This window comes from Lachnotalea sp. AF33-28 (genome assembly GCF_003477885.1).
GTDB lineage: Bacteria > Bacillota > Clostridia > Lachnospirales > Lachnospiraceae > AF33-28.
In genome coordinates this window covers 124,796-144,797 of sequence record NZ_QUEE01000006.1, presented here as the reverse complement: position 1 = coordinate 144,797, position 20,002 = coordinate 124,796, and the positions used below count along the sequence as shown (strand labels likewise).

15 protein-coding genes are annotated in these 20,002 nt (G+C 51.8%); 3 read left to right on the top strand and 12 right to left on the bottom strand.

Translation table 11 applies throughout. The features are described 5' to 3' along the window. Window positions 1-621 precede the first annotated feature (621 nt). From DWZ56_RS10345 to DWZ56_RS10340, 3 genes are all read left to right on the top strand, one after another. Complete coding sequence (locus DWZ56_RS10345) at window positions 622-1,719, top strand: slipin family protein (RefSeq protein ID WP_118556670.1); 1,098 nt, start codon at window positions 622-624, stop codon at window positions 1,717-1,719. A 177-nt stretch (window positions 1,720-1,896) separates the two neighbouring features. Then, window positions 1,897-2,070: a hypothetical protein gene (locus DWZ56_RS22910; protein WP_176927771.1), complete on the top strand. Its 174-nt coding sequence runs from the start codon at window positions 1,897-1,899 to the stop codon at window positions 2,068-2,070. 72 nt (window positions 2,071-2,142) lie between these two features. Continuing rightward, window positions 2,143-2,397 carry a spore coat protein gene (locus tag DWZ56_RS10340; RefSeq protein ID WP_118556564.1) on the top strand — a complete coding sequence of 85 codons (255 nt, stop codon included), beginning with the start codon at window positions 2,143-2,145 and terminating at the stop codon, window positions 2,395-2,397. 93 nt (window positions 2,398-2,490) lie between these two features. Here the strand turns inward: DWZ56_RS10340 and DWZ56_RS10335 are convergent, their stop codons facing one another. The 12 genes from DWZ56_RS10335 to DWZ56_RS10280 all read right to left on the bottom strand — a co-directional run bounded on the left by DWZ56_RS10335 (window position 2,491) and on the right by DWZ56_RS10280 (window position 19,724). After that, entirely contained in the window at window positions 2,491-4,332 is a 1,842-nt protein-coding gene (locus tag DWZ56_RS10335) for an ABC transporter ATP-binding protein (RefSeq protein WP_118556563.1), read from the bottom strand. Window positions 4,333-4,354: 22 nt separating this feature from the next. Further along, the gene (locus tag DWZ56_RS10330; protein WP_158584531.1) at window positions 4,355-6,118 is read right to left on the bottom strand and encodes an ABC transporter ATP-binding protein; all 1,764 of its coding nucleotides are present in this window, start codon (window positions 6,116-6,118) and stop codon (window positions 4,355-4,357) included. A gap of 395 nt (window positions 6,119-6,513) precedes the next feature. Further along, window positions 6,514-7,563 carry a uroporphyrinogen decarboxylase family protein gene (locus DWZ56_RS10325; RefSeq protein ID WP_118556561.1) on the bottom strand — a complete coding sequence of 350 codons (1,050 nt, stop codon included), beginning with the start codon at window positions 7,561-7,563 and terminating at the stop codon, window positions 6,514-6,516. A gap of 99 nt (window positions 7,564-7,662) precedes the next feature. Next, the gene (locus DWZ56_RS10320) at window positions 7,663-8,889 is read right to left on the bottom strand and encodes an MFS transporter (RefSeq protein ID WP_118556560.1); all 1,227 of its coding nucleotides are present in this window, start codon (window positions 8,887-8,889) and stop codon (window positions 7,663-7,665) included. Next, complete coding sequence (locus DWZ56_RS10315) at window positions 8,886-10,331, bottom strand: amidohydrolase (protein ID WP_118556559.1); 1,446 nt, start codon at window positions 10,329-10,331, stop codon at window positions 8,886-8,888. Before DWZ56_RS10315 ends, DWZ56_RS10320 begins: the two co-directional genes overlap by 4 nt. Beyond that, window positions 10,312-11,319: a carbohydrate kinase family protein gene (locus DWZ56_RS10310; RefSeq protein ID WP_118556558.1), complete on the bottom strand. Its 1,008-nt coding sequence runs from the start codon at window positions 11,317-11,319 to the stop codon at window positions 10,312-10,314. The genes DWZ56_RS10315 and DWZ56_RS10310 overlap by 20 nt, the downstream gene beginning before the upstream one ends. A 20-nt stretch (window positions 11,320-11,339) precedes the next feature. Further along, on the bottom strand, window positions 11,340-12,179 hold the full coding sequence (locus DWZ56_RS10305) for a class II fructose-bisphosphate aldolase (RefSeq protein ID WP_118556557.1): 840 nt from the start codon (window positions 12,177-12,179) through the stop codon (window positions 11,340-11,342). 70 nt (window positions 12,180-12,249) lie between these two features. Then, on the bottom strand, window positions 12,250-13,620 hold the full coding sequence (locus DWZ56_RS10300) for an L-fucose/L-arabinose isomerase family protein (RefSeq protein ID WP_118556556.1): 1,371 nt from the start codon (window positions 13,618-13,620) through the stop codon (window positions 12,250-12,252). Window positions 13,621-13,637: 17 nt separating this feature from the next. Then, window positions 13,638-14,618 carry an aldo/keto reductase gene (locus DWZ56_RS10295; protein WP_158584530.1) on the bottom strand — a complete coding sequence of 327 codons (981 nt, stop codon included), beginning with the start codon at window positions 14,616-14,618 and terminating at the stop codon, window positions 13,638-13,640. A 115-nt stretch (window positions 14,619-14,733) separates the two neighbouring features. Further along, window positions 14,734-17,040, bottom strand: a complete 2,307-nt coding sequence (locus DWZ56_RS10290; RefSeq protein WP_158584529.1) for a glycoside hydrolase family 2 TIM barrel-domain containing protein — start codon at window positions 17,038-17,040, stop codon at window positions 14,734-14,736. A 1-nt stretch (window position 17,041) separates the two neighbouring features. After that, on the bottom strand, window positions 17,042-18,049 hold the full coding sequence (locus DWZ56_RS10285) for an aldose epimerase family protein (RefSeq protein WP_158584528.1): 1,008 nt from the start codon (window positions 18,047-18,049) through the stop codon (window positions 17,042-17,044). Window positions 18,050-18,119: 70 nt separating this feature from the next. Beyond that, window positions 18,120-19,724 carry an extracellular solute-binding protein gene (locus DWZ56_RS10280; RefSeq protein ID WP_118556552.1) on the bottom strand — a complete coding sequence of 535 codons (1,605 nt, stop codon included), beginning with the start codon at window positions 19,722-19,724 and terminating at the stop codon, window positions 18,120-18,122. Between the last annotated feature and the right edge of the window lie 278 nt (window positions 19,725-20,002).

Here is a 20,002-nt window from a genome sequence, read left to right as displayed (position 1 = left end):
GCTGTTCTTCGGGCGTGCTCTCCCTCTGCTAAAACAGAGGGAACACTGCCTGTGCGCCGGGGATTATGCATGGATCAGGTTCGTATGAAACCTTTTCCACGCTTCCTCCGCGGTACCGGCGGCTCTGCCGATGCGGTATTCCAGGCAGCCGGGCGCTCATGATGTGTCGGAGGTTCGAATCCTCCTCTGTCAGAAAAGACAGATAGCTAAGTGGTATAGCAATCATTCTATGATCCATCTCCCCAAAGGAATGGAACCAGCAAAACGCAGAAAGCTTCCTTCTGAAAAGGCAGCCGGTGCACACTCTGCACCGCCTCCCGGTTCCCGCCGCAAGGCGCGGTACCGGGGACGCCTCTGACAGAAGCACGGGAAAATGCCAGCATGATGCTGCGGACGGCCCTTCTAAGCCGCCCAGACCGCCCGGGAACGCGCTTGAAACAAAAAAGCGCGATGCAGCCCTGTCCCGTCCGGTTCCGGCGGCCGTGAACGGCTGATATCCCCGGTATCATCCGCATTTCCTGTGCGAAGCGGACTGCAACATCAATTTTTAAGCCTCCAGTGTGCTGTTTGACTGCATATATATGTGTCGGTACACCGGGAAGAGGCAGTATGGAGGAACATATGAAATACATAATTAAAGAAAATGAATGCGGCTATCTGTGCCGCAACGGAGTATATCAGAAACTGCTGACCGCGGGAAAGTACCGCTATCCCGCAGCTCTTGGCTATGATGTGAAGACCGTTCCCATGACCGGATATGTCAAAACCTGCGACATCCCTGTGGAGCTGCTGATGAAGCATGAAGATTTCGCTTCCAGGGTTATGCGCGTACAGATTCCGGACAACTGCATCGCCCTGCATTTTGTAAACGATACCTATAAGGCGGTTCTGACCGACAGGGAAGCCCTGTGCTGGAATGTATTCGAAAAGAACGAATTCCGCCTGATCGATATCACCGCGCCCTATATGGACGATACGCTGCCCAAGATCTACCGTGATCTGATGCCTTCCAGGCTGTACAAAAAAATCGAGATCGGCGAGGGCGAAACCGGCCTTCTGTATTTCGACAACCGGTTTGAAAAGCAGCTGGCAACCGGCACCTATTATTTCTGGAACTATGCTGCAAAGGTATCCTGTAAAATCTTTAACATGAAGATGCAGCGCCTGGAAATAAACGGGCAGGAGATCCTGACAGCCGATAAGGTGGGGATCCGTTTAAATGTCATCCTCTCCTACCGGATCACCGATCCTCTAAAGCTTGTCCAGAAGATAGACGGCCTAAAAGACCAGCTCTACACCTGCGCCCAGCTGGTGATGCGCGAGTATATCGGCCGTTTCCGCCTGGATGATCTGCTGGCACAGAAAGAAGAGATCGGACAGTACGTCTTTGACCGCTTAAAAGAGGTCCAGGAGGATTACTGCGTGGAAATCCTGCAGGCAGGCATCAAGGATATCATCCTGCCCGGTGAGATCCGCGATATCATGAACACAGTGCTGGTGGCGGAAAAGAAGGCCCAGGCCAACGTGATCACACGCAGGGAGGAAGTGGCATCCACCAGAAGCCTGTTAAACACTGCACGGCTGATGGAGGAGAACAAGACGCTTTATCAGCTCAAGGAGCTGGAGTATCTGGAGCGCATCTGCGATAAGGTCGGCACCATCTCCATCACAGGAGGCCACGGCGTGCTGGAGCAGCTGAAGGAACTCATGTCCAGCTAAATATGCACAATTTTGTAATCGGTAACTTTGAGTAAAAGTCCAGATGGCGCATCTTCTGGACTTTTTCAAAATTTTAACATTCTTACCTTATACTCATCAGTATGCCATCTGCACTCTCCGGTTATTCTATTACAGAAGGATTTCACAGACCTTCAATACGCCCGGAGGTGATAAGCGATGACCAGCAAAGAACTTCTCTATATTGAAGATGCATTAGGACATGAACAGTACTTTCAGACCAAATGTAAAGAAACAGCAAGCCAGCTTCAGGATCAGAACCTGAAGAACTGCGTGGAACAGATGGCGCAGGAACATCAGAAAATGTTCGGCCAGTTTTATAATTTACTGTAAGGAAGAAAATACACGGATGCGTGAAAGTATCACCGGTCAGACGGCAGGTGATCTAAAGTGAGGAGGCTGTCCATGGATGACAAAAATTTAATGCAGGATATTTTATTACTGGAAAAAGGTGTCTGTGATTTATTTATGCACGGCACCATTGAATCTTCCACCCAGAATGTTCATCAGGCATTTGAATGTGCTTTAAACGATTCGCTTAAAATGCAGGATCAACTGTATAAGGAAATGTCGGCCAAAGGATGGTATCCTATGGAACAGGCACCACAGCAACAGGTAGAACAGATGAAACAAAAGTTCTCCATGCAGGCCAAAGCATAAGCTAAGGGCAGGCCAGCCCGCTTTACCGAAGCTATACCGGTAAAGCGGGCTGGCCTTTTGAATGATTTTATCGTCTGTCAGTCCTTCGGATCTTCACCCTATTTCGTTATACAATCCCGCCTGCGAATCCCAAAGTTCTTTATATTTTCCGGCATATCCTACCAGTTCCTCATGTGTCCCCTGCTGGATTAGTTTCCCGTTATGGAGTACCAGGATAAAGTCGCATAACCTGCAGCTGTACAGTCTATGTGAAATAAAAACACAGGACTTATCTTTGCAGATCTCATGGAAATCCCGGTAAATAGACGCCTCGGAAATAGGATCAAGCGCCGCGGTGGGTTCATCCAGGATCATAATAGGCGCATCCTTGTATACGGCGCGGGCAATCGCTATTTTTTGGCTTTCGCCCCCCGATATTTCTATGCCGTTATCAGAAAAATCATTGTAGACGCATCGGTCAAATGTAAGTTCCTGCTTTGACAGCCATTTATCCATACCGACCTTTTGCAGAATAGCACGCTCTTTTTGCTCATCAAAATCGTTCATGCAGGAGATTACATTCCCAATTCCAAGGGCAGGCAGCGAAAAATCCTGAAAAACAGCTCCGATTAAATTCCAATACTGCCTTTTATCATATTCGCGCACATCAACGCCGTCGATCTTGATGCTGCCCCGATTCGGTTCGTAAAACCGGCAGATCAACTTGATCAGCGTACTCTTTCCCGCACCGTTTTCTCCTACCAGAGCCATCCTTTGCTCCCTTTTTAAAGTAAAGCTGACATTTTCAAGCACCCACTGATCCTGCTCCGGGTATTTGAAATAAACATGTTCAAAAGACAGTTCCCGGAAATTTGGCGGAACCGTTCTCCCTTTTTCCACCGGCAATTCTTCTTCCATATCTAAAAGCTCAAGAAATGGCTTCATCAGCATGCCATGGCCAACGATTTCTCCACCCGACCCGATCAGCTCAACAATGGACTGGATGAATGACTGGATGCTATTGATATATACTACGACATTACCAACAGAGATCTCTTTGGCACAGGCTTTTCCTATGGCCAGCATATATATGAAAATGTTTAAGATTCCGTTGCAGACAACGGTGATACAAGGTATCTTTGCTTTTTCTTTTCCAAGCTTCTGCCAAAGCGTATATCCGATCGAGGACGTCCAAAGGCCATCAAAAAAACCGCACAGATAATCCTTCAGGCCGTTCACACGGATGTCTTTCCCAAAATGATAATTGGAAATAAACTGCATATACGCAAAAGCACTTCCATTTGTCCGGTTTACCTCATCATTCAACTCAGACACACGGATGTTTTGCGCCGACTGCAGCCGGAAGGTGACCAATGTACTGATGATAACGATACATACTAAAATGAACACCGGGTACGGAGATGTCCAGAAGGATACTTCTCCCGCATTTGTCTGCATAAGGAATATACGTGAAAAGACAGCAGCCGCCGTTATCAACGACACCGCATTCCTTACGAGTATTTCAAAATCAAAAATAACATTCTCCACCCCGCCGCTTCTCATCTTGGCCTGCTCAATATTTCTTTTCAGTTCCTTGACTCTTGCAGATTCAACATCCACAAGCGATAAATTCGATTCGTGAATACTAAGTTCCTTCTGAAATTTCAGCTCTAACCGGACTACCAAAATCTCGCGCCGTCTTTTCAATTCTCCCAGGACCAGTCTGAGGAACACATTGATTCCTATCGTGACAAGCACAATGGTCATTAATGATTTAACCGGTTCTTTACCCATAAGACCGTCAATCATCAATTGCATAGCAATCACATTTACATAGGGCAGTACTGCCTCAAACACAGCTATAAACAGTACTGCGACGAACGCCTGCGGAACTAAACAAAACAAGCGGGAAAACATCCTTGTCAGATGATTCATATAAAGCTTTACTTCCTTCATAATCTACCTGCCTCTCATCCTCTTACCGGTAATAACTGCTCTGAAGTTCATACATCGTTCTGTACCGCGTATCCCCATCCATGAGTTCCCCGTGCGTTCCACGCTCTACGATCTGACCTTTTTCCATAACGACAATAACGTCACAGAAGCTTGTTGACTTCAATCGATGAGAGATCAATATACAACTCCTATCTTGCGACAGACTCAGATATTTTTCATAAAACGCTTTTTCGGATATTGCATCCATCGCCGCCGTCGGTTCGTCCAAAATCAGGACCTGTGCATTTTTATATAAAAGCTTGAACGCTACCCTTGCCAGGATCAGCTTCTGTTCCTGTCCGCCGGATGGCACCAATCCGTCTGCATCCAATATTCTTGTAAGGGGCTTTTTGACATCCAAAAATTCATTGCCTAAGCCGGCCGCTTCCAAACATCTTCGAATCTCTTCCACATAAGAATCCGCTTCTCCAAAAGCGATATTCTCACCAATTGTCATCGGCATTATATGTATATCCTGGAAAGCCGTTGCCAAAAGCTTGTGATACTCTGACAATCTTATTTCTTCAAGATTGACCCCATTGACCAGCACCTTCCCTTCCGTGGGTTTATACAGCCCGCAGATGATCTTGACCAATGTACTCTTTCCTGCCCCGTTCTCCCCGACGAAAGCGATCTTCTCCTTCTCATGCAGCGTCAAATCTATATGCCTTAATATGTAAGGCCCCTCATTACTAAACCGAAAGGATACATCCCTAAGTTCAATTGTGACCGGTTTCCTCTCATCCGGTCCGATTCCTTCATCCTTGCAGTCCTGATCCATAAATTCCCGGAACGTATGGACCTCCAGATTCCTCTGTCCAAAAGAAGATAATGTATTGGTCAACCCTGTAAAAAAAGAAGATATACAGGTTATAATCCCAAAATAAAAAACAAATTCCCAAACCTCTATCTTCCCGGTATAGACGGCCCAAAATGTTACAAAATATGCAAAAGCATCTCTTAGCGCCAACATGACACAGTCCGAAACAGATAGGAACAAGTTAAATCCTGCACTTTTTTTGGCTAACCCGAGACGTCTTTTCGTCACATTATCAAGGACCGTTGTGATCCATTTGTGCATATCAAAGATCTTTATTTCCCTGGCGCTTATATTTCCGCACATATATTCATAGAGATAGCCCAGCTTTCGTGATGAATCTGCAAGAGGCTCTCTCAGGGTATCCTGTTTTTTGCGAACCGCAGCCGCTATCAAAAGATGGATGAACGCCGTAGCAGTAAGCACAACGACGATCCACACATTAAATTCAACAATAATGATCATATTTACGATCAACCCTAAAATGTTACTTGTAAGCGGAGCGATCAAAGAAAGCATCCCCGGGATTCCCTGATGATCGTTTAATATTGACATAAGTGCATTTTGAAACTTATTCTGACCTTCCGGACTTTCTGCATATGCATAATTTATTTCCATCTCTTTTCTGAATAAAGAGGATAGGAACCCCATCTTACTGTTAAGTAAATATGTTCCATGCATACTTAAAAGATATGTTATCGCGGTATTGCTGACCAATAATAATACGAGTACCGCAGCAATCTTTACTGCTGACATATGATCCATGCCATTTCCGATACCATCAACCACCCATGCCGGAAGCGCCGCAGCGGCAAGAGGCAGGATCACGCCGATCACGGTCTGTAAAACAATAACGATCAACAGCCTTTTCTCATATTTCCATGCTTTGAATAGTACATACCACATATTGTTTATTACACCTTTATTCATATTCTCCTTCTCCTGCTGTTGATCTTCCGGAAGTCTGATTTTATTATCACAATTGATATTGAAATCAGACTTTACTGCGGTTCGTTCCATAGATTAGTTGCTTAGTACCAATATAGATTTCCTTACAGGTAATCGCTTTTGAATATTTATATTCCGCTCAATCTATACATATATAACAAAAATTTAGTATTTATCCATATTATAATAACACTTTTTAACAATCAAATATATGGCTAAAAATGATATTTGGTGGCGTTTATTGACATTCTTATCGTATAGGGGGTGATTACTCCCGTTACCTCTTTTGTTACAGCTCCGGCCAGAACAGGCCCGCCCGCTTTACCGAAGCTATGCCGGTAAAGCGGGCGGGCCTGTTGAATGATTTTGTCAATCGTTTAGAAATCTCCCCTGTACTCTCTTACAATCTCAATCATATTCAGATAATTGTCCGTAGGCACATAGGAGGGGATGGAGTTGCCGGTTCCAATGGCAAACCCTCCGTGATTCCGGCTTTTTGCAATAACATCCAGTATATATTCCTTTAATTCCGGCTTTGTGTAATTGCAGACCACATCCACATCTATACCTCCGAAATTACCGATTCTGTCTCCGTATTTCTCCACCCATACCGAAAACGGAGCGATCTGGTCCTCGTTGGAGTGCTTCGCGTCTATTCCCACCCAGCTGATCAGATCTTCCATCACACTGAATATCCTGCCGCAGGAATGCAGCAGAAACGGTTTCCCATAGCTGTGCACCAGATCCACAATCGGCTTGTATTCCGGCAAAATGAGTTGTCTGATATCATCCGTGGACAGGAGAGTGTTGCTCTTATAGCCCAGATCATCCCCGAACCTTAACACACAGTAAATGTCGCCATACTCCTTCATAAAGCGCTTCCAGATCTTTTGGTTTGTCTCTCCAACCTTCCGGAAAAGGCCCTGATACATCTCCTCCTCATCCACAGACATGTAGCAGAGGTTCTGATAGCCGGTCAGTTCCTGCACACATTCAAAAATCCCGTTTCCCACGCCTCCGACCGCTTTCATGCCTTCCGGCATTTCATCCCGCAGAGCCCGGAAATATTTGCCGAACTTCTCAAAATAATATTCCGGCACTTCTTCCCACGGATAGTTTCGGAAATCTTCCTCACTCTGAATCACCGGTGTCACCCTGCAGTCTCCCAGGGCTCCCGATCCCGGCATAGCCTCTCCGATGCATATCTCAAAGGTCACCGCATCATATCCGTACTCCTTAAAAAAGCGGCTATATACCCGAAAGAACTCATGGATGTCCTTTTCATCCCCCTGATACAAAGACATCATATCGGCATTCATGATCTCACCGATCTTTTCAAACGAAACATTGTGTTCGTACAGCGGCAGTCTCGCCGCTTCCTTATTTCTGGCACAGTCCACTAAATTGCGGTAATCCGGCTGAAACATCTCACATCTCCTCCTGCTTCTCATAATTCCATAACACGTTCTTCTCCCGATTATAGCAGGGATGCGTTTGCAGAGGAAGTCTATAATTTGTGGACCGGCCTAACTGCCGGATATCCGCTTTCTAATCAGCATACAGCAACCGCACAGTACAGGCAGCGCTCCGATAAATAACATTGCCGGAGTATAGGTAAATCTCTGTGCCACCATGCCCGCTGTGGCGGACACGGCAGCTCCGCCCAAAGAGCTTACTACGCCTAAAATCGATGTGATTCTGGCGGCCTGGTCCGGATGTGCGGCACATCCGCTGCTAATTAGCAGAGGATACGTGGCTCCGGTCATGGTTCCTGCTAAAAACAGCAGTCCTCCGCAGGCTATGGGTGTCTGCAGGTAAACCGCTGCCGCGAAGCAGAGCCCACCCGCGATATTGCCGGCAGTCAGGCAGTATTTCTGCATGGTTTCTCCGGTGAAACGCACGCTGCAGAGCAGGCGCCCCGCAATCATACCTAAAAAATAAGCGGATTGAAGCATGCTGACCGCCCCCTGTCCCATCCCTCTTAAATCCCGGAAGTAAGAAGGAATCCAGGATATCGCTCCGATCTGATGGCCGATGTAGAGAAAACCGGCCAGGCAGAGTAAAAGAAAGGATGGATGGACCAGCTTTCCTGCGGGTACGGATTTGTTCTTCCCAGGTTTGTTCTTTCCAGTTTTCTTCTCCCCAATTGTCCCCTTTTCATGTTCCAGCCGGGAGCAAATCCGGCCGCCGGTCTCTGCACCTTCATTTTCCCTGCCGACAGCTGCATATAACACAACAGCGATGAGGACACAGGAGATCCCGTATATCCTGTACACGCCGGCCCACAGCAGTCCGCGCCCAAACAAAAACGCCGGCAGGTACGGTCCCAAAAAAGAGCCCGCTCCAAATGACGCATACAGGAGATTCATATGGCGGGAAATAGTGTTCGGATAAGCCTGTGTAATAGTAAGGCTCCCGCTTAAGATATAGATGCCGGAACAGATTCCGGTCAGGAAAAATGCGGCCATTAACACGGGAAAGGGCGGCCTGATACCGATCAGCAGCAACAATAGCGCCAGCAGCGCGGCAGACAGGCACAGCCCTTTTTTTCCGTCCATCCGTTTCCCCAGCAGTCCGCCTAATGCCATGCCGGCAAGCTCCCCCAGACTCTGCAGTGACACAACCGTTCCCGACAGCGACAGGGAGACCTGATAGGTCTCCCTGAAATACGGCAGAAAGATGCCGGACACCGTATAGAACAGCGCAAATGAAAACGCGTAAGCAAACACCGCCGTGTTTTTTGCATGTTTCATCTTCCGCCGCCCCTTTCCGATGCATCGGTGCCGCGGCTTTCTTCCGCAGTACCGGCAGAACAGCGCCTGTCCGGCGCCTGGCTGCCACAGCTCCTATCCGGCAGCTTCTGACTGCCTCTATTGCTTGCGGGAACAGATACGCCGTACCTTTTGGCATATTCTTCGGCCGGTTCCTGCCCGAAGGGGTAATCAAAGGATTCCTTCACCCGTTTCAGTTTCTCCGCCCGGTCTGCCAACAGATCCACCACGGCGCCGGCCAGCAGCTTTACAGGAAGAATATAGGCTGCTTCTTCATCCTTCATCACAAAATCCCTGCAGTGATGCATTCCATAAAACCCTCCGCCGATACTTGCCTGCACCGCCGGCAGACAATGACTTAGATCGCCGGTGTCCGTCATAATCGCCGGCGTTCCCCCCGTTACGCTGACATGCTCTTTTCCGATCAGCGCTTCCGCGTTCTCCCGCATCACATCCACCAGATACCCCGCATCATGCAGAGGCAGATAGCCCGGATAATCCCTGATCTTTACATCGGCCCCCAGCGCATAGGCGCAGCCCTCTGCAATACGGTCGATCCTGCTGCCGGCCCGCTCAACCGCGTCCGTGCTGCCGGCCCGTATGTTCACTTCCAGCACCGCACGGCCGGGGATGATTCCTGCAGAGGTTCCCCCCTCCGTGAGTATTACATTGACATTGAGCAGATCCTCTGTCCGGAAGGTTTCCCGTATGGCATTGATGCCGCTTATGATCAGGTTCGCACATTGCAGCGCATTGACTCCCAGATGGCTCTCACCGCCGGAATGGGCGGCTTTCCCTTCTATGGTAATCTTCTTTCCTCCGAATGTCCTGCCGCCTGTCGGTAGATCGATCACGGTTTCCGGCACCGGAGCTGTGTGCATCATGACCACAGCGTCCAAATCATTCACATAGCCGCGGCGTATAAACTCCTGTTTTCCGCCAAAGAGCCTAAGTCCCCGCTCTTTTTCCAGGTAATCCCTGTAATCCAGACTGACGCCCTCCTCACACGGAACGGCGATAAACTCCACATCCCCGCCCAGATACTGCATGTAATCCCGCAGCGCCAGGGCACAGCCCAGAACAGAGGTCAGCTGTACATAGTGGCCGCAGGCATGCGCGGCATTGGTGGACGGATCCGCATACGGATGGCCCTCGCATACCAGCGCGTCCAGCTCTCCCATAACACCCACGGTTCCGGCATGCTCTGCGCCGGCGTAACGGCCGCTGACGCCGGTAAGCACCAGCCCCTCCCGTATATCCGAAAGCCCCAGAGCGGCAAACTGCCGCTTCATATAGCCGGCCGTCTTCACCTCCCGAAAGCCCAGCTCCGGCATCCGCAGCAGGTCATTGGCCCAGCCTGTGATTGTATCCCGATTTTCATCTATTTTCTGAAATACTGCTTTTTTAATTTCTTCCGGTCTCATAGCTCCCTCCGCACATCGATTCCCCTGCCGGCCCCTTACGGTAAAATTCGATCCATTCCCGGCACCGGTCTTTACTCACGCTGCCGTCCTTTAAAAAACGCTCGGTCTCTTCAAGATCCGGTATGCCGGCCCGGCCTCCCAGCACCGTACATTTCAGCGCGGATACCGCCGACGCGAACCTGGCCGCCTCCACGGCATTCCTGCCCTTAAGCAGCGCATACAGATATCCTCCGTGGAATACATCTCCCGCCCCGGTGGTATCTTTCACCTGAATATTATGGAAGGCCTCCACACGGTGGTAGCCCTCCTCACTGTATACCGCGCAGCCGCGGCTGCCCAGTGTGATCACCGCAATCTCCGGCCCGCTGTCATACAGCAGCTTCAGATTCGCCTCCAGTCCTTCCTCATCCGCTTCCTGCACACGGAACATGCCGCGGTAAAAAAATTCCGATCCGATAAAATAATCGATCTGCGCCAGATTGTCCCGGATGCTGTCCGAATAGCGGTCCGCATCGATGGAGATCTTCACGCCTTTCGCCCTGGCCCCGGAAACTGCGGTGAGTATCACAGGATTGATCTGCCATATATGCAGGATGGACGCCTGTTCAATATAATGTAAATCCAGATCCTCCTCTGTCAGTTCCCTGACGCTTCCCAGGCGGCCGATGAAGCTTCTGCCGCCGGTCTCCTGTTCCGCCAGGCACACGCAGAAATTTGTGGCGGCCTGTTCCTGTACTATAAGCCGGGAGGTATCGATCCCGTTTTTCTCGAAATCTTTCCGGCAGAAGCTGCCGTAACTGTCATCGCCGGTAATCGCTATGATCCCCGCCTCCGCTCCCAGCCTGGTCAGGGCGGCCAGGGCGGTAGGCACCTTCCCTCCGCCCTGCCAGCTCATATCCAGCATAGGGACAAAGCTGTCCGTAGCAGGAATACGGCCGACTTCCATCACCATATCCAGGCATAACTCTCCGATTCCAATCACATCCATGCCGCTTTTCCTCCATACCGTCAGGGGCGTGCCAGCTTCATCGCGTGCCGTATATATTCCTTAATCTCTTCCTTCGTTCCCAGCAGCAGATCCGTGGCGCGTGGCCTGCCCTTTCCCTCCACGATATACTTCTTCATGACATCATACATTTTCAGGTTATAGCCTGTGGCCATATTCAGCTTGTTGATGCCCAGCGAAATGGCTTCACGGATCTGCTCCTCCGGCACACCGGTGCCGCCGTGCAGCACCAGCGGGACATCGGTGACAGCGTTAATCTCTTTTAACCGCTCCATATCCAGATTGGGCGCCGAAACGTAATTTCCGTGGGCTGTCCCGATAGAGATCGCCAGCGCATCCACCTGCGTCCGCTCCAGATAATCCAGCGCTTTATCCACCTCCGTAAAATTCTTTGCATCCGTATAATCCGCTTCATTGGCCGCTATGCCCACATGGCCCAGCTCCCCTTCCACATCGATGCCCAGCGCATGACAGGTCTTTACTACTTCCCGCGTCAGCCTGACATTGTCCTCATATTCCAGATGGGAATAATCGATCATAATGCTGGTAAATCCCGCCGCTACAGCCGCCATCGCATCCTCAAAATCAGGGCCGTGATCCAGCATCAGACCCACCGGCACGGACGCCTTTTCGGCCAGATCCTTCGTCACTGCCGCAAAGGTGCTGTAGGGCATATTGGCCTTCATCGCCGGATAGATCATGAGGATGACCGGCGTGTTAAGCTCCTCTGCCGTCTCAATGATATACATGATGCTCTCCAGATTAAACGCGTCGAATCCGATCGCCGCATAACCTCCCTGATCCGCCATTTTCATAATATCGCATGCTTTTATCAAAGCCATTTTATTCAGCTCTCCTTTCGCTTTCTCTTTTTCATATATCTGCTGTCATTTCGTAACAGTTCAGACGGGTTTAACACTCCGCCCGGTCCGCCTCAATTCCCAGATATCCGCAGGCATCCCTTAGCACCGAAGCGTAACGGCCGTGTATGCCGGATATGTGGTGGATATAAGGGCCCGTTACCAGTTTTCTCTCCCAGGCCGGCCAGTCTTTTGTTTCGATCCACACATAGTTGCCGTTGGTGGGCGGCCCGTCGGTGGTGACCGCCTCATCCGCAAACAGCCGGTACCGCCCATGGTCATCCCCAAACCGGCACAGAGTCAGCGCCCCGCTCTCCAGTTCGAACTGTCCCAGGCAGGAATTGAGCACGGGCCTCACCCCTTTCTTTGCCAGGGAGGAAGGAAACGGTCCGCAGTGCCACAACAGCTCCGCGTTGTCGTTCTTAGGATGGCGGATTGTAATATCGGCCAGGAAATGCGGCTTTCTGCCCATAGCGGCCGCCGATAGCAGCACGGAAGAAATCACTCCGTGGATATCCCCCTCACAGGCGACGGGCAGCCCCTCCTGAATCAGATCGCCGAATCCGGCGCAGGGCATGATGCCGAAGGGCACGCTGAAGGTCCTCCAGCATTCGCTGGCCACACAGCTGCAGCCGTATTTGTCTGCCAGATGCCGGATGCCAAGCTCCATGGCCGCCATATTGTGCAGGGTCTCCTCCTGCATGGAGGATGCGTCATACCGGCTGCGGATTCCGCCCGCCCTTTCTTTCACCGCATCCGCTTCCTCCTCCAGCACCCGGCGGATTTCCGATGTAATCTCCGTATAATCAACGGTCACGATATCGATGCCGAACTTCTCCAGCAGCTGGTTCTCATTCACTTTCACCGACAAAAAAGTCCTGGGGCGCAGGCTGATCTGCGCGATCCTTAAGCCTAAAAATGCTTTCACCACATTGGCCACCCGGATGAAATGATCCAGCCCCTCATAAAAGACGGGAGAATCCAGCCGGCAGTTCTCCAGATATGTATATCTGACGTTATAGCGGTTTAACATCATGCCGCTGGCAAACAAGCCGCACTGGGTGTCGGTCTGGCGCGGTCCGGATGCGGGAGGCGCCTCATCCCTGGGGCCCCACAAAAGAAACGGCTTTCCCATCAGCCTCCCTAAGCGCGCCACCGGCTCCTCCGCTCCAAAATTACAGTGGGGCGCGATCACGGCGTCCACCCCCTGCTCCAGGAAATGCCGGTATACCCGGTCCGCATCCTCCGGATCGATCATCAGTCCTTCCTCATTCAGGAAATCGATATCCACGACCCGGATATCCCCCTGCTCCCGTGCAAACTTTCGTATAGCTTCCAGCACTGCAGCCTTGCGCTCATGTGCATAACAAAGCTCAAAATCCTTCGTATCCCTCCTGGTAGGGGCCACTCCCAAAACAAACATGCCGTCTCCTCCTGTCTTTAAGTTTCATTTCCCTCTTTTACGGTTTCTGCAGACTCGTCCTGTAACCTTAACCAGGCCCTTTCGATCTTCTTAAGCTCCTCTTCTTTAAGCTCACAGTCCCCGGCCCCGGCATTGGCCGAAGCCTGCAGGGGAGTTTTCGCTCCCACCAGCGCGCAGGTAACACCCTCCTGCTGATTCACCCAGGCGATGGCGGCGGCCGAAACAGGCCATCCGTGGGATCCTGCGATCTCTTCCAGCACGTCCACCAGCCTGCGGCAGCGGCTAAACGCCGGTTCCTTAAAATACGGATAAAAACGCTCTCTTGTATCCTGCGGCTGAAAAACCGGAGGCTCCTGAAACTTACCGCTAAGCATACCGCCCGCGATGGAGCCGTAAGTTAAAACCCCGATTTCCTGCTCCCTACAGTAGTGCAGGATCTCACGCCCTGACTGTTCCAGCAGAGAAAACTGCACCTGCACGCTGTCCGGTTTCCAAACCGAAACCGCTTCCCGGATCTGCTCCAGGCTGAAATTGGACAGCCCGATATACCGGATTTTTCCTTCTTCCCTAAGCCGCTTCAGTTCCCCCAGACTTTCGGCAATGGGGGTGGACGGGTCCGGATAGTGGAATTGGTAAAGGTCTATGTAATCCGTCTGCAGATTCTTCAGAGAATTTTCCAGTTCTCCTCTTATGCTTTCGGGCTTCAGGTCATATTCCAGGGCCGTACGCTCTTTATTGGGATGGATGCCGCATTTCGTGCACAGGAAAGCCTGCTGCCTCCTGCCCTTTAATCCCATCCCCACCACCTTTTCCGAATAGCCGCCTCCATAGCTGGCCGCCGTATCCACCAGATTGATGCCTTCTTCCAGCGCCCGGCAGATCGCCCGTATGCTCTCCGCATCGTCCACCTTCCCATAGGAATTCCCCGCCATGGCCCAGGTTCCCAGGCCCACCGCCGACACCTTCGGCCCGTCTGTTCCTAAACTGCGATATTTCATTCCTTTTCCTCGCTTCCTTGTTTCTGTTATGCAGGCAGAATACGCCCATATGTGCGCAAAGCGCACCTTTGTTCTGTCCATGTTCCGCAGCATCCCACAGGCTGCCGGTCACACCTTAATTCTGTTCCGTCATGCGGGCAAAATAGGTCAGCGCATCCGTCTCGATCTCCACAGGCACATGGGGCTCTCTTTCGCAGGGCAGTATCGGAAGCGTATATTCCGCCGGCTCCAGGCCTTTGCAGGACGCCGTCACCTTCACCGCTCCCGCCGTGCTGCCCGCCCTTAAAATCAGCTGACAGCTTCCGTTATGCAGTTTCCGTCTGGGCACTCTGGCTCCCAGATGTTCGTATGGATCGCTGTTACCTGCAGCCAGGAGCACGGCCGGCCCTTCCACCTCAAATTCCACACAGGCATTCTCCCACAGAACCGGACGGCCTTTTCCGTCTTCCAGCGAAGCGTCAAAAGTGACAACGCTCCTCCGGTCGGCATGCAGCGCATCCCTGTCGGGAGTCAGACGCACCCTTGCCGGAGCTTCTGTTGTCATGACCGAATCCTCGCTGACCGCCCTCCCGGACCGGTAGGAAACCGCCGTTAAGACGCCCTCCCGATAGGGCACCTGCCAGGTGGTTCTGCGGGTCGGATTGACCGTGAGGCGCCCCAGGGATACTCCGTTTAAGAACAGTTCCGTCTCCTCACCGGCCGTATAGACGCGGACAGGAATAGTTTCCCCTTCTTTCCCCTGCCAGTTCCAATGGATCGGGTAGATCTTCGTGAATTCCTGCTCCCCCCACATCTGTTTATAAAACCAGGTATTTTCCTTAGGTCTGGCGTTCATCTCTATGATACCGCTCCTGGAATAGATGCGCGGCCATCCTCTGGATTCACCGCGGTAGCCGAAGGCCACCCATTTAAACATCCCCATCATAAACGGCCGGGTATTGACCGCCTCCCAGTCCTCGCCGCTGGCATCTCCCATCACTCCGTACTCCAGAATCTTTCCGCCGATCTCAGAGGCCACCATGGGCTGGTTGGGAAACATGCTGTGTATGCTGTCATATAATCCTTCATTGTAGTTGATGCCGATGACATCCGCCGAAGTAGTGGTGGCATCGGAGAGCAGCCCGTTATCCATGGCCATCATGATCGGCCTTGTATCGTCAAGCTTTCTCGCGAACACACGCATGGAATTTAAGATTCTGCGCCCCTTGGCCGTGGTCTGCAGCGCTTCCTCATTGGCCATGGACCACATGATGATGCAGGGATGGTTCCTGTCCCGCCGGATCATGCTCTCAAGCTCTCCCAGGACCTCCGCCGAGCTGCCGAACCACCGGTTCTCATCCATGACCAGGATTCCCAGCCGGTCACAGAGCGAAAGCGTCTCCGGCGCAGGAGGGTTATGGGAACAGCGCAGAGCGTTGCAGCCCATGGATTTGATCATGGCAAGCCTCTGCCTGCGGATATCATCCGGCAGCGCTGTGCCCAGGTTCCCCTGGTCCTCATGGCTGCAGACTCCTTTCAGCTTCACCGGCTTTCCGTTTAAGAAGAAACCTTCCTCCGCAGAAAAACGGATCTCCCTGAACCCGAACTCTGTCTCTGTCCGATCCAGCAGTCTGCCGTTTTCCTCCACCGAAGATACGGCCTGATACAGGTACGGATCCTCCAAGGACCAGAGGCGCGGATTCCCCGCACAGAAGGTCTGGCGCACGGTCACCGTTTCCTTTGCAGGGAGCGTCACCTCGGATGATGCCATGCCCGGACCGTCCAAAGCGGTGGTCAGCTTCACCGTCCGTTCCCGCAGGCTGTCATTGCGCAGCCGGGTTTCCGTTTCCACCTCCCAGCTGCCGTCTTCCTTTCGGACGGGCTTTACAAAAGTGCCCCATTCCCCTACGGAAACATCCGCCGTTTTGATCATCCATACATGCCGGTAGATACCGGCGCCCTCATACCACCAGCCTTCAAATTCCGATGTATCCACATAAACCGCCACCAGATTTAACAGCTCCCCATAATTGGCGGCGTCGGTGATATCCACTGTAAAAGAAGTATAACCGCAGAAATTACGCATCAGCAGCTGTCCGTTGACCCATACCGTACAGTGGGTGGCCACGCCGTCAAACTGCAGACAGATCCTCTTCCCCTCATCCTCCGGCGACAGGGAAAAGAGCCTGCGGTACCAGGCGTTCTGCCTTCGCATAAATCCCAGAGCGTTGGTATAGGACGGGTCAGGCGCGGATTCCACCGCGTAGTCATGGGGCAGATCCACCTCCTGCCAATCCAGATCATAAAAGCAGGGATTGGCCGGCCCCTTGCCGGATTCCGCCTTTGTCCGGTTGTAATAATGGCTGAAATTCACCGGTTCCGGATATTTAAGATCATCCGGATGGAATTTCCATCCATAATCCATTAATAGTTTTTCTCTCATCTCATCCCTCATTTCCAATATCGAACGCGTATCTGACCGTGTAGTGCCACGTATCCCCCGCCTTGAGCACGGGCTTGGGCGACAAATCCGTATTCATGGCATTTGGCGGGAACAGCGGTTCCACACAGAAGCCGTCCCTGCCGCGATAGGAGCGGCCGCCCTTGCCCATGATGCCGGTTCCTTCAAAATCTGCCACATAAAACTGAATGGCAGGCAGATCCGTATATACCCGCATCCGGATGTCCGAACGGTCCCCCCATGCTTCCAGCACAGGTTCTGCAGCACTTACTTCCCGAAGATAGGTATGATCGAAGCCTCCGGCAAACTTAAGCTGTTCATCTTCCTTTGCCATCTGTTCACCGATCCGGCAGGGCCTTGTAAAGTCAAAGGGCGTCCCCGCAGTCTGCCGGATGCCGCCGTCGGAAACGCCCTGCCCGTCGATATGCAGCACCCTGCCGGACGGGATCCGGACCGTATGCCCCAGCACGTCCCCGTTTCCCTGCCCATTCAGGTTGAAATAGAGATGGTTGCTGATGCTGACAACGGTATCCCTGTCGGATTTCGCCATGTACCCGATACACAAGGCCCGATGTTCCAGCGAAAATCGGATCTTCACCTGAAGATTTCCCGGATAACCGCCTTCCCCGTCCGGACTCATGCGGCACATGGTTATGGATGCCGCGCTCTCCTGTTTTACTTCATAGATCTGTTTGTCAAATCCTTTGAAACCGCCATGGCAGTGATAGGTCTGCCGGTTCGGATCCAGCCGGATCTCTTTTCCCTGACAGCGGTAAGCGGGCGGCATCGTCTTGCCGGCCGTCCGCCCCAGTGTGGCGCCGAACATCGGGCCAGGGAGCAGTCTGCTCCCCGGATCCGGCGTGCCCAGCAGCACATCACAGGGGGGACGTCCGTCCTCCTTTAGTTCCAGTGACAGAACCGTCGCGCCCGCATTGCTCACCGACACTCCAAGCGTTTCATTTTCCAGTGTATAGATCTTAACCTGTTCCATTTTCGTTTCCTTCTTTCGGGGCGGGTAAGCGGTATGCCGTTCAACCGCCCCGCCCCAGGCTTTCAATTGCTCACTCGGTTGTAAATGCCTTATACTGCTCCGTCCAGACCTTTGAACGTACGGTTCCATCCGTATCCCAGGCCGTCTTCACCGCGTTTTCCCATTCGCTCTGTCCGAATTCCCCGGAGACTACCTTGGCCGCGGCCTCTTCAATAATCGTATCCGCGTCGTTGTTGAGCATCTCCGCCTCCGTACCTGTAAAGTCATAGGGGATATAATAGTCAAAGGTCTCCGCCACTTCCATCCGGTTAATCGCCTGCTGCATCTTCTCTATAGCGTTGTTCCGGTAATTATCCTGGTCGATTTCTTCTTTCGGGAAGATATCGGTATCAAACCATTCCACGAACTGATAAAATCCTATGTTATAGTTTTCCGTATCCAGCCGGCGGAATGTTTTATGCGAATCGTCGGTCCATTCCCAGTGCTTTCCCTCGATTCCGTAGGTGCAGAGCATGTAGTTCTCTGTGGAAGCAAACATCCAGTCCACCAGTTTGACCGCGGTCTCCGGATTCTGATTGGTGGCCGACATCACAACGGCCGCCACATTGATGGGATTGGTGGTCCAGGCCGGCATGCCGCCTTCTGGGAAATCCGTCAGGTTCGGCAGAGAAATCCAGTCCATCTTTGAATCAGGGTTGGATTTTCTGACCGTGTCCGTAGGCGCCATGGGCGCGTTGTACCAGCCGGCGCCGCAGCCGATGCGGTCCGCCATCACCAGATCCTGGATCTGTTCGGTTGTAATCGTCAGATACTCCTTATAGAGCCAGCCTTTTTCGTACCATCTGTGGAAAGTTTCCAGCATCTGGTACGCGTTTTCATCCATGTACCAGGGCATAACAGTTCCGTCATCCGCCAGGTACCGTTCTCCGTGAAATCCCAGAAAATATGGACGGAAGGTGGACAGCAGGCTGGATGCATAAGGTATATAGGGAATCTCGTCATTCTCACCGTTTCCGTTTAAGTCCGTATTTTTCACCGCTTCAAAATAGGCCTCCAGCTCCGTAATCGTGGCCGGCGTCTCCATCCCCAGCGCCTCCAGCCAGTCCGCACGGATAAAGGGCACTCCGCCTTTCGTCCAGCTTTCCTGCCTTGGAAGCGCGTAGATATTGCCGGAAGCATCCTTGCAGGATTTCCACACCGGGCTGTCAAAATCGCCCATAACCTTCAGAATGTTCTGTCCGTACTGTTCGATCAGGTCATTCATCGGCACCAGGGCGTTTCTTTTGGAATACTTGGACCAGTCGCCGTTGTCATTAATGATATTGAGCATATCAAACTCTTCCGATGCCGCGATCTTAATATTCACCAGGTCATCCCAGTTTTCGCTTGGCACAATCACATATTCAAAATTTATGCCGGATGCCTCGATGATGGCCTGCCTGATTTCCTCATTATCCGCCTTGTTTTCCACATTGTTGTAGCCGCGGGTCACGAATATCACGGGATCTTCGTCTGCCGTTTTTACCTCTCCCTCTGTGGACTGCTGCGTCTTAACTGTCCCCGCATTGCCGTCTGTCCCGGCCGTTGTTTCAGCGCCGCTGCCCTTTTCACCGCATGCGGCGAGTGCACATGTCACGGTTAACGCCAGCAGTAATGCCAATAGTTTCTTTTTCATTCTCTTTCTCCTTCCTTTCTTTTGTCACCAGCCAAAGGCTGATGGCAGGCGCGCTATTATGCGCATTTCTTTTTTGCAGCTCTCGCTTCACTCCTTGTTACACCTACTATTATTCAAAGCTGCCGATAAAGCAGCGCAAGAGAGGACAGGGTATGGCCCTCATAGGGATCCTTGAAGCCCGCCGGTTCTTTCGCTGCGTAATGTGCAGCGTTAGAACCGCTGCGCGCTTCACGGAGCGAGAGCGTGTCCCAATGAGGGCCATACCCTGCCCTCTCTTG

Coding starts and splice junctions, on each gene's coding strand:
- DWZ56_RS10295 (WP_158584530.1), bottom strand. CDS start 14,618: ATGAAATATCGCAGTTTAGGAACAGACGGGCCGAAGGTGTCGGCGGTG.
- DWZ56_RS10330 (WP_158584531.1), bottom strand. CDS start 6,118: ATGAATAAAGGTGTAATAAACAATATGTGGTATGTACTATTCAAAGCA.
- DWZ56_RS10340 (WP_118556564.1), top strand. CDS start 2,143: ATGGATGACAAAAATTTAATGCAGGATATTTTATTACTGGAAAAAGGT.
- DWZ56_RS10345 (WP_118556670.1), top strand. CDS start 622: ATGAAATACATAATTAAAGAAAATGAATGCGGCTATCTGTGCCGCAAC.
- DWZ56_RS22910 (WP_176927771.1), top strand. CDS start 1,897: ATGACCAGCAAAGAACTTCTCTATATTGAAGATGCATTAGGACATGAA.
- DWZ56_RS10310 (WP_118556558.1), bottom strand. CDS start 11,319: ATGGATGTGATTGGAATCGGAGAGTTATGCCTGGATATGGTGATGGAA.
- DWZ56_RS10305 (WP_118556557.1), bottom strand. CDS start 12,179: ATGGCTTTGATAAAAGCATGCGATATTATGAAAATGGCGGATCAGGGA.
- DWZ56_RS10315 (WP_118556559.1), bottom strand. CDS start 10,331: ATGAGACCGGAAGAAATTAAAAAAGCAGTATTTCAGAAAATAGATGAA.
- DWZ56_RS10320 (WP_118556560.1), bottom strand. CDS start 8,889: ATGAAACATGCAAAAAACACGGCGGTGTTTGCTTACGCGTTTTCATTT.
- DWZ56_RS10285 (WP_158584528.1), bottom strand. CDS start 18,049: ATGGAACAGGTTAAGATCTATACACTGGAAAATGAAACGCTTGGAGTG.
- DWZ56_RS10280 (WP_118556552.1), bottom strand. CDS start 19,724: ATGAAAAAGAAACTATTGGCATTACTGCTGGCGTTAACCGTGACATGT.
- DWZ56_RS10300 (WP_118556556.1), bottom strand. CDS start 13,620: ATGTTTGTTTTGGGAGTGGCCCCTACCAGGAGGGATACGAAGGATTTT.
- DWZ56_RS10335 (WP_118556563.1), bottom strand. CDS start 4,332: ATGAAGGAAGTAAAGCTTTATATGAATCATCTGACAAGGATGTTTTCC.
- DWZ56_RS10325 (WP_118556561.1), bottom strand. CDS start 7,563: ATGTTTCAGCCGGATTACCGCAATTTAGTGGACTGTGCCAGAAATAAG.
- DWZ56_RS10290 (WP_158584529.1), bottom strand. CDS start 17,040: ATGAGAGAAAAACTATTAATGGATTATGGATGGAAATTCCATCCGGAT.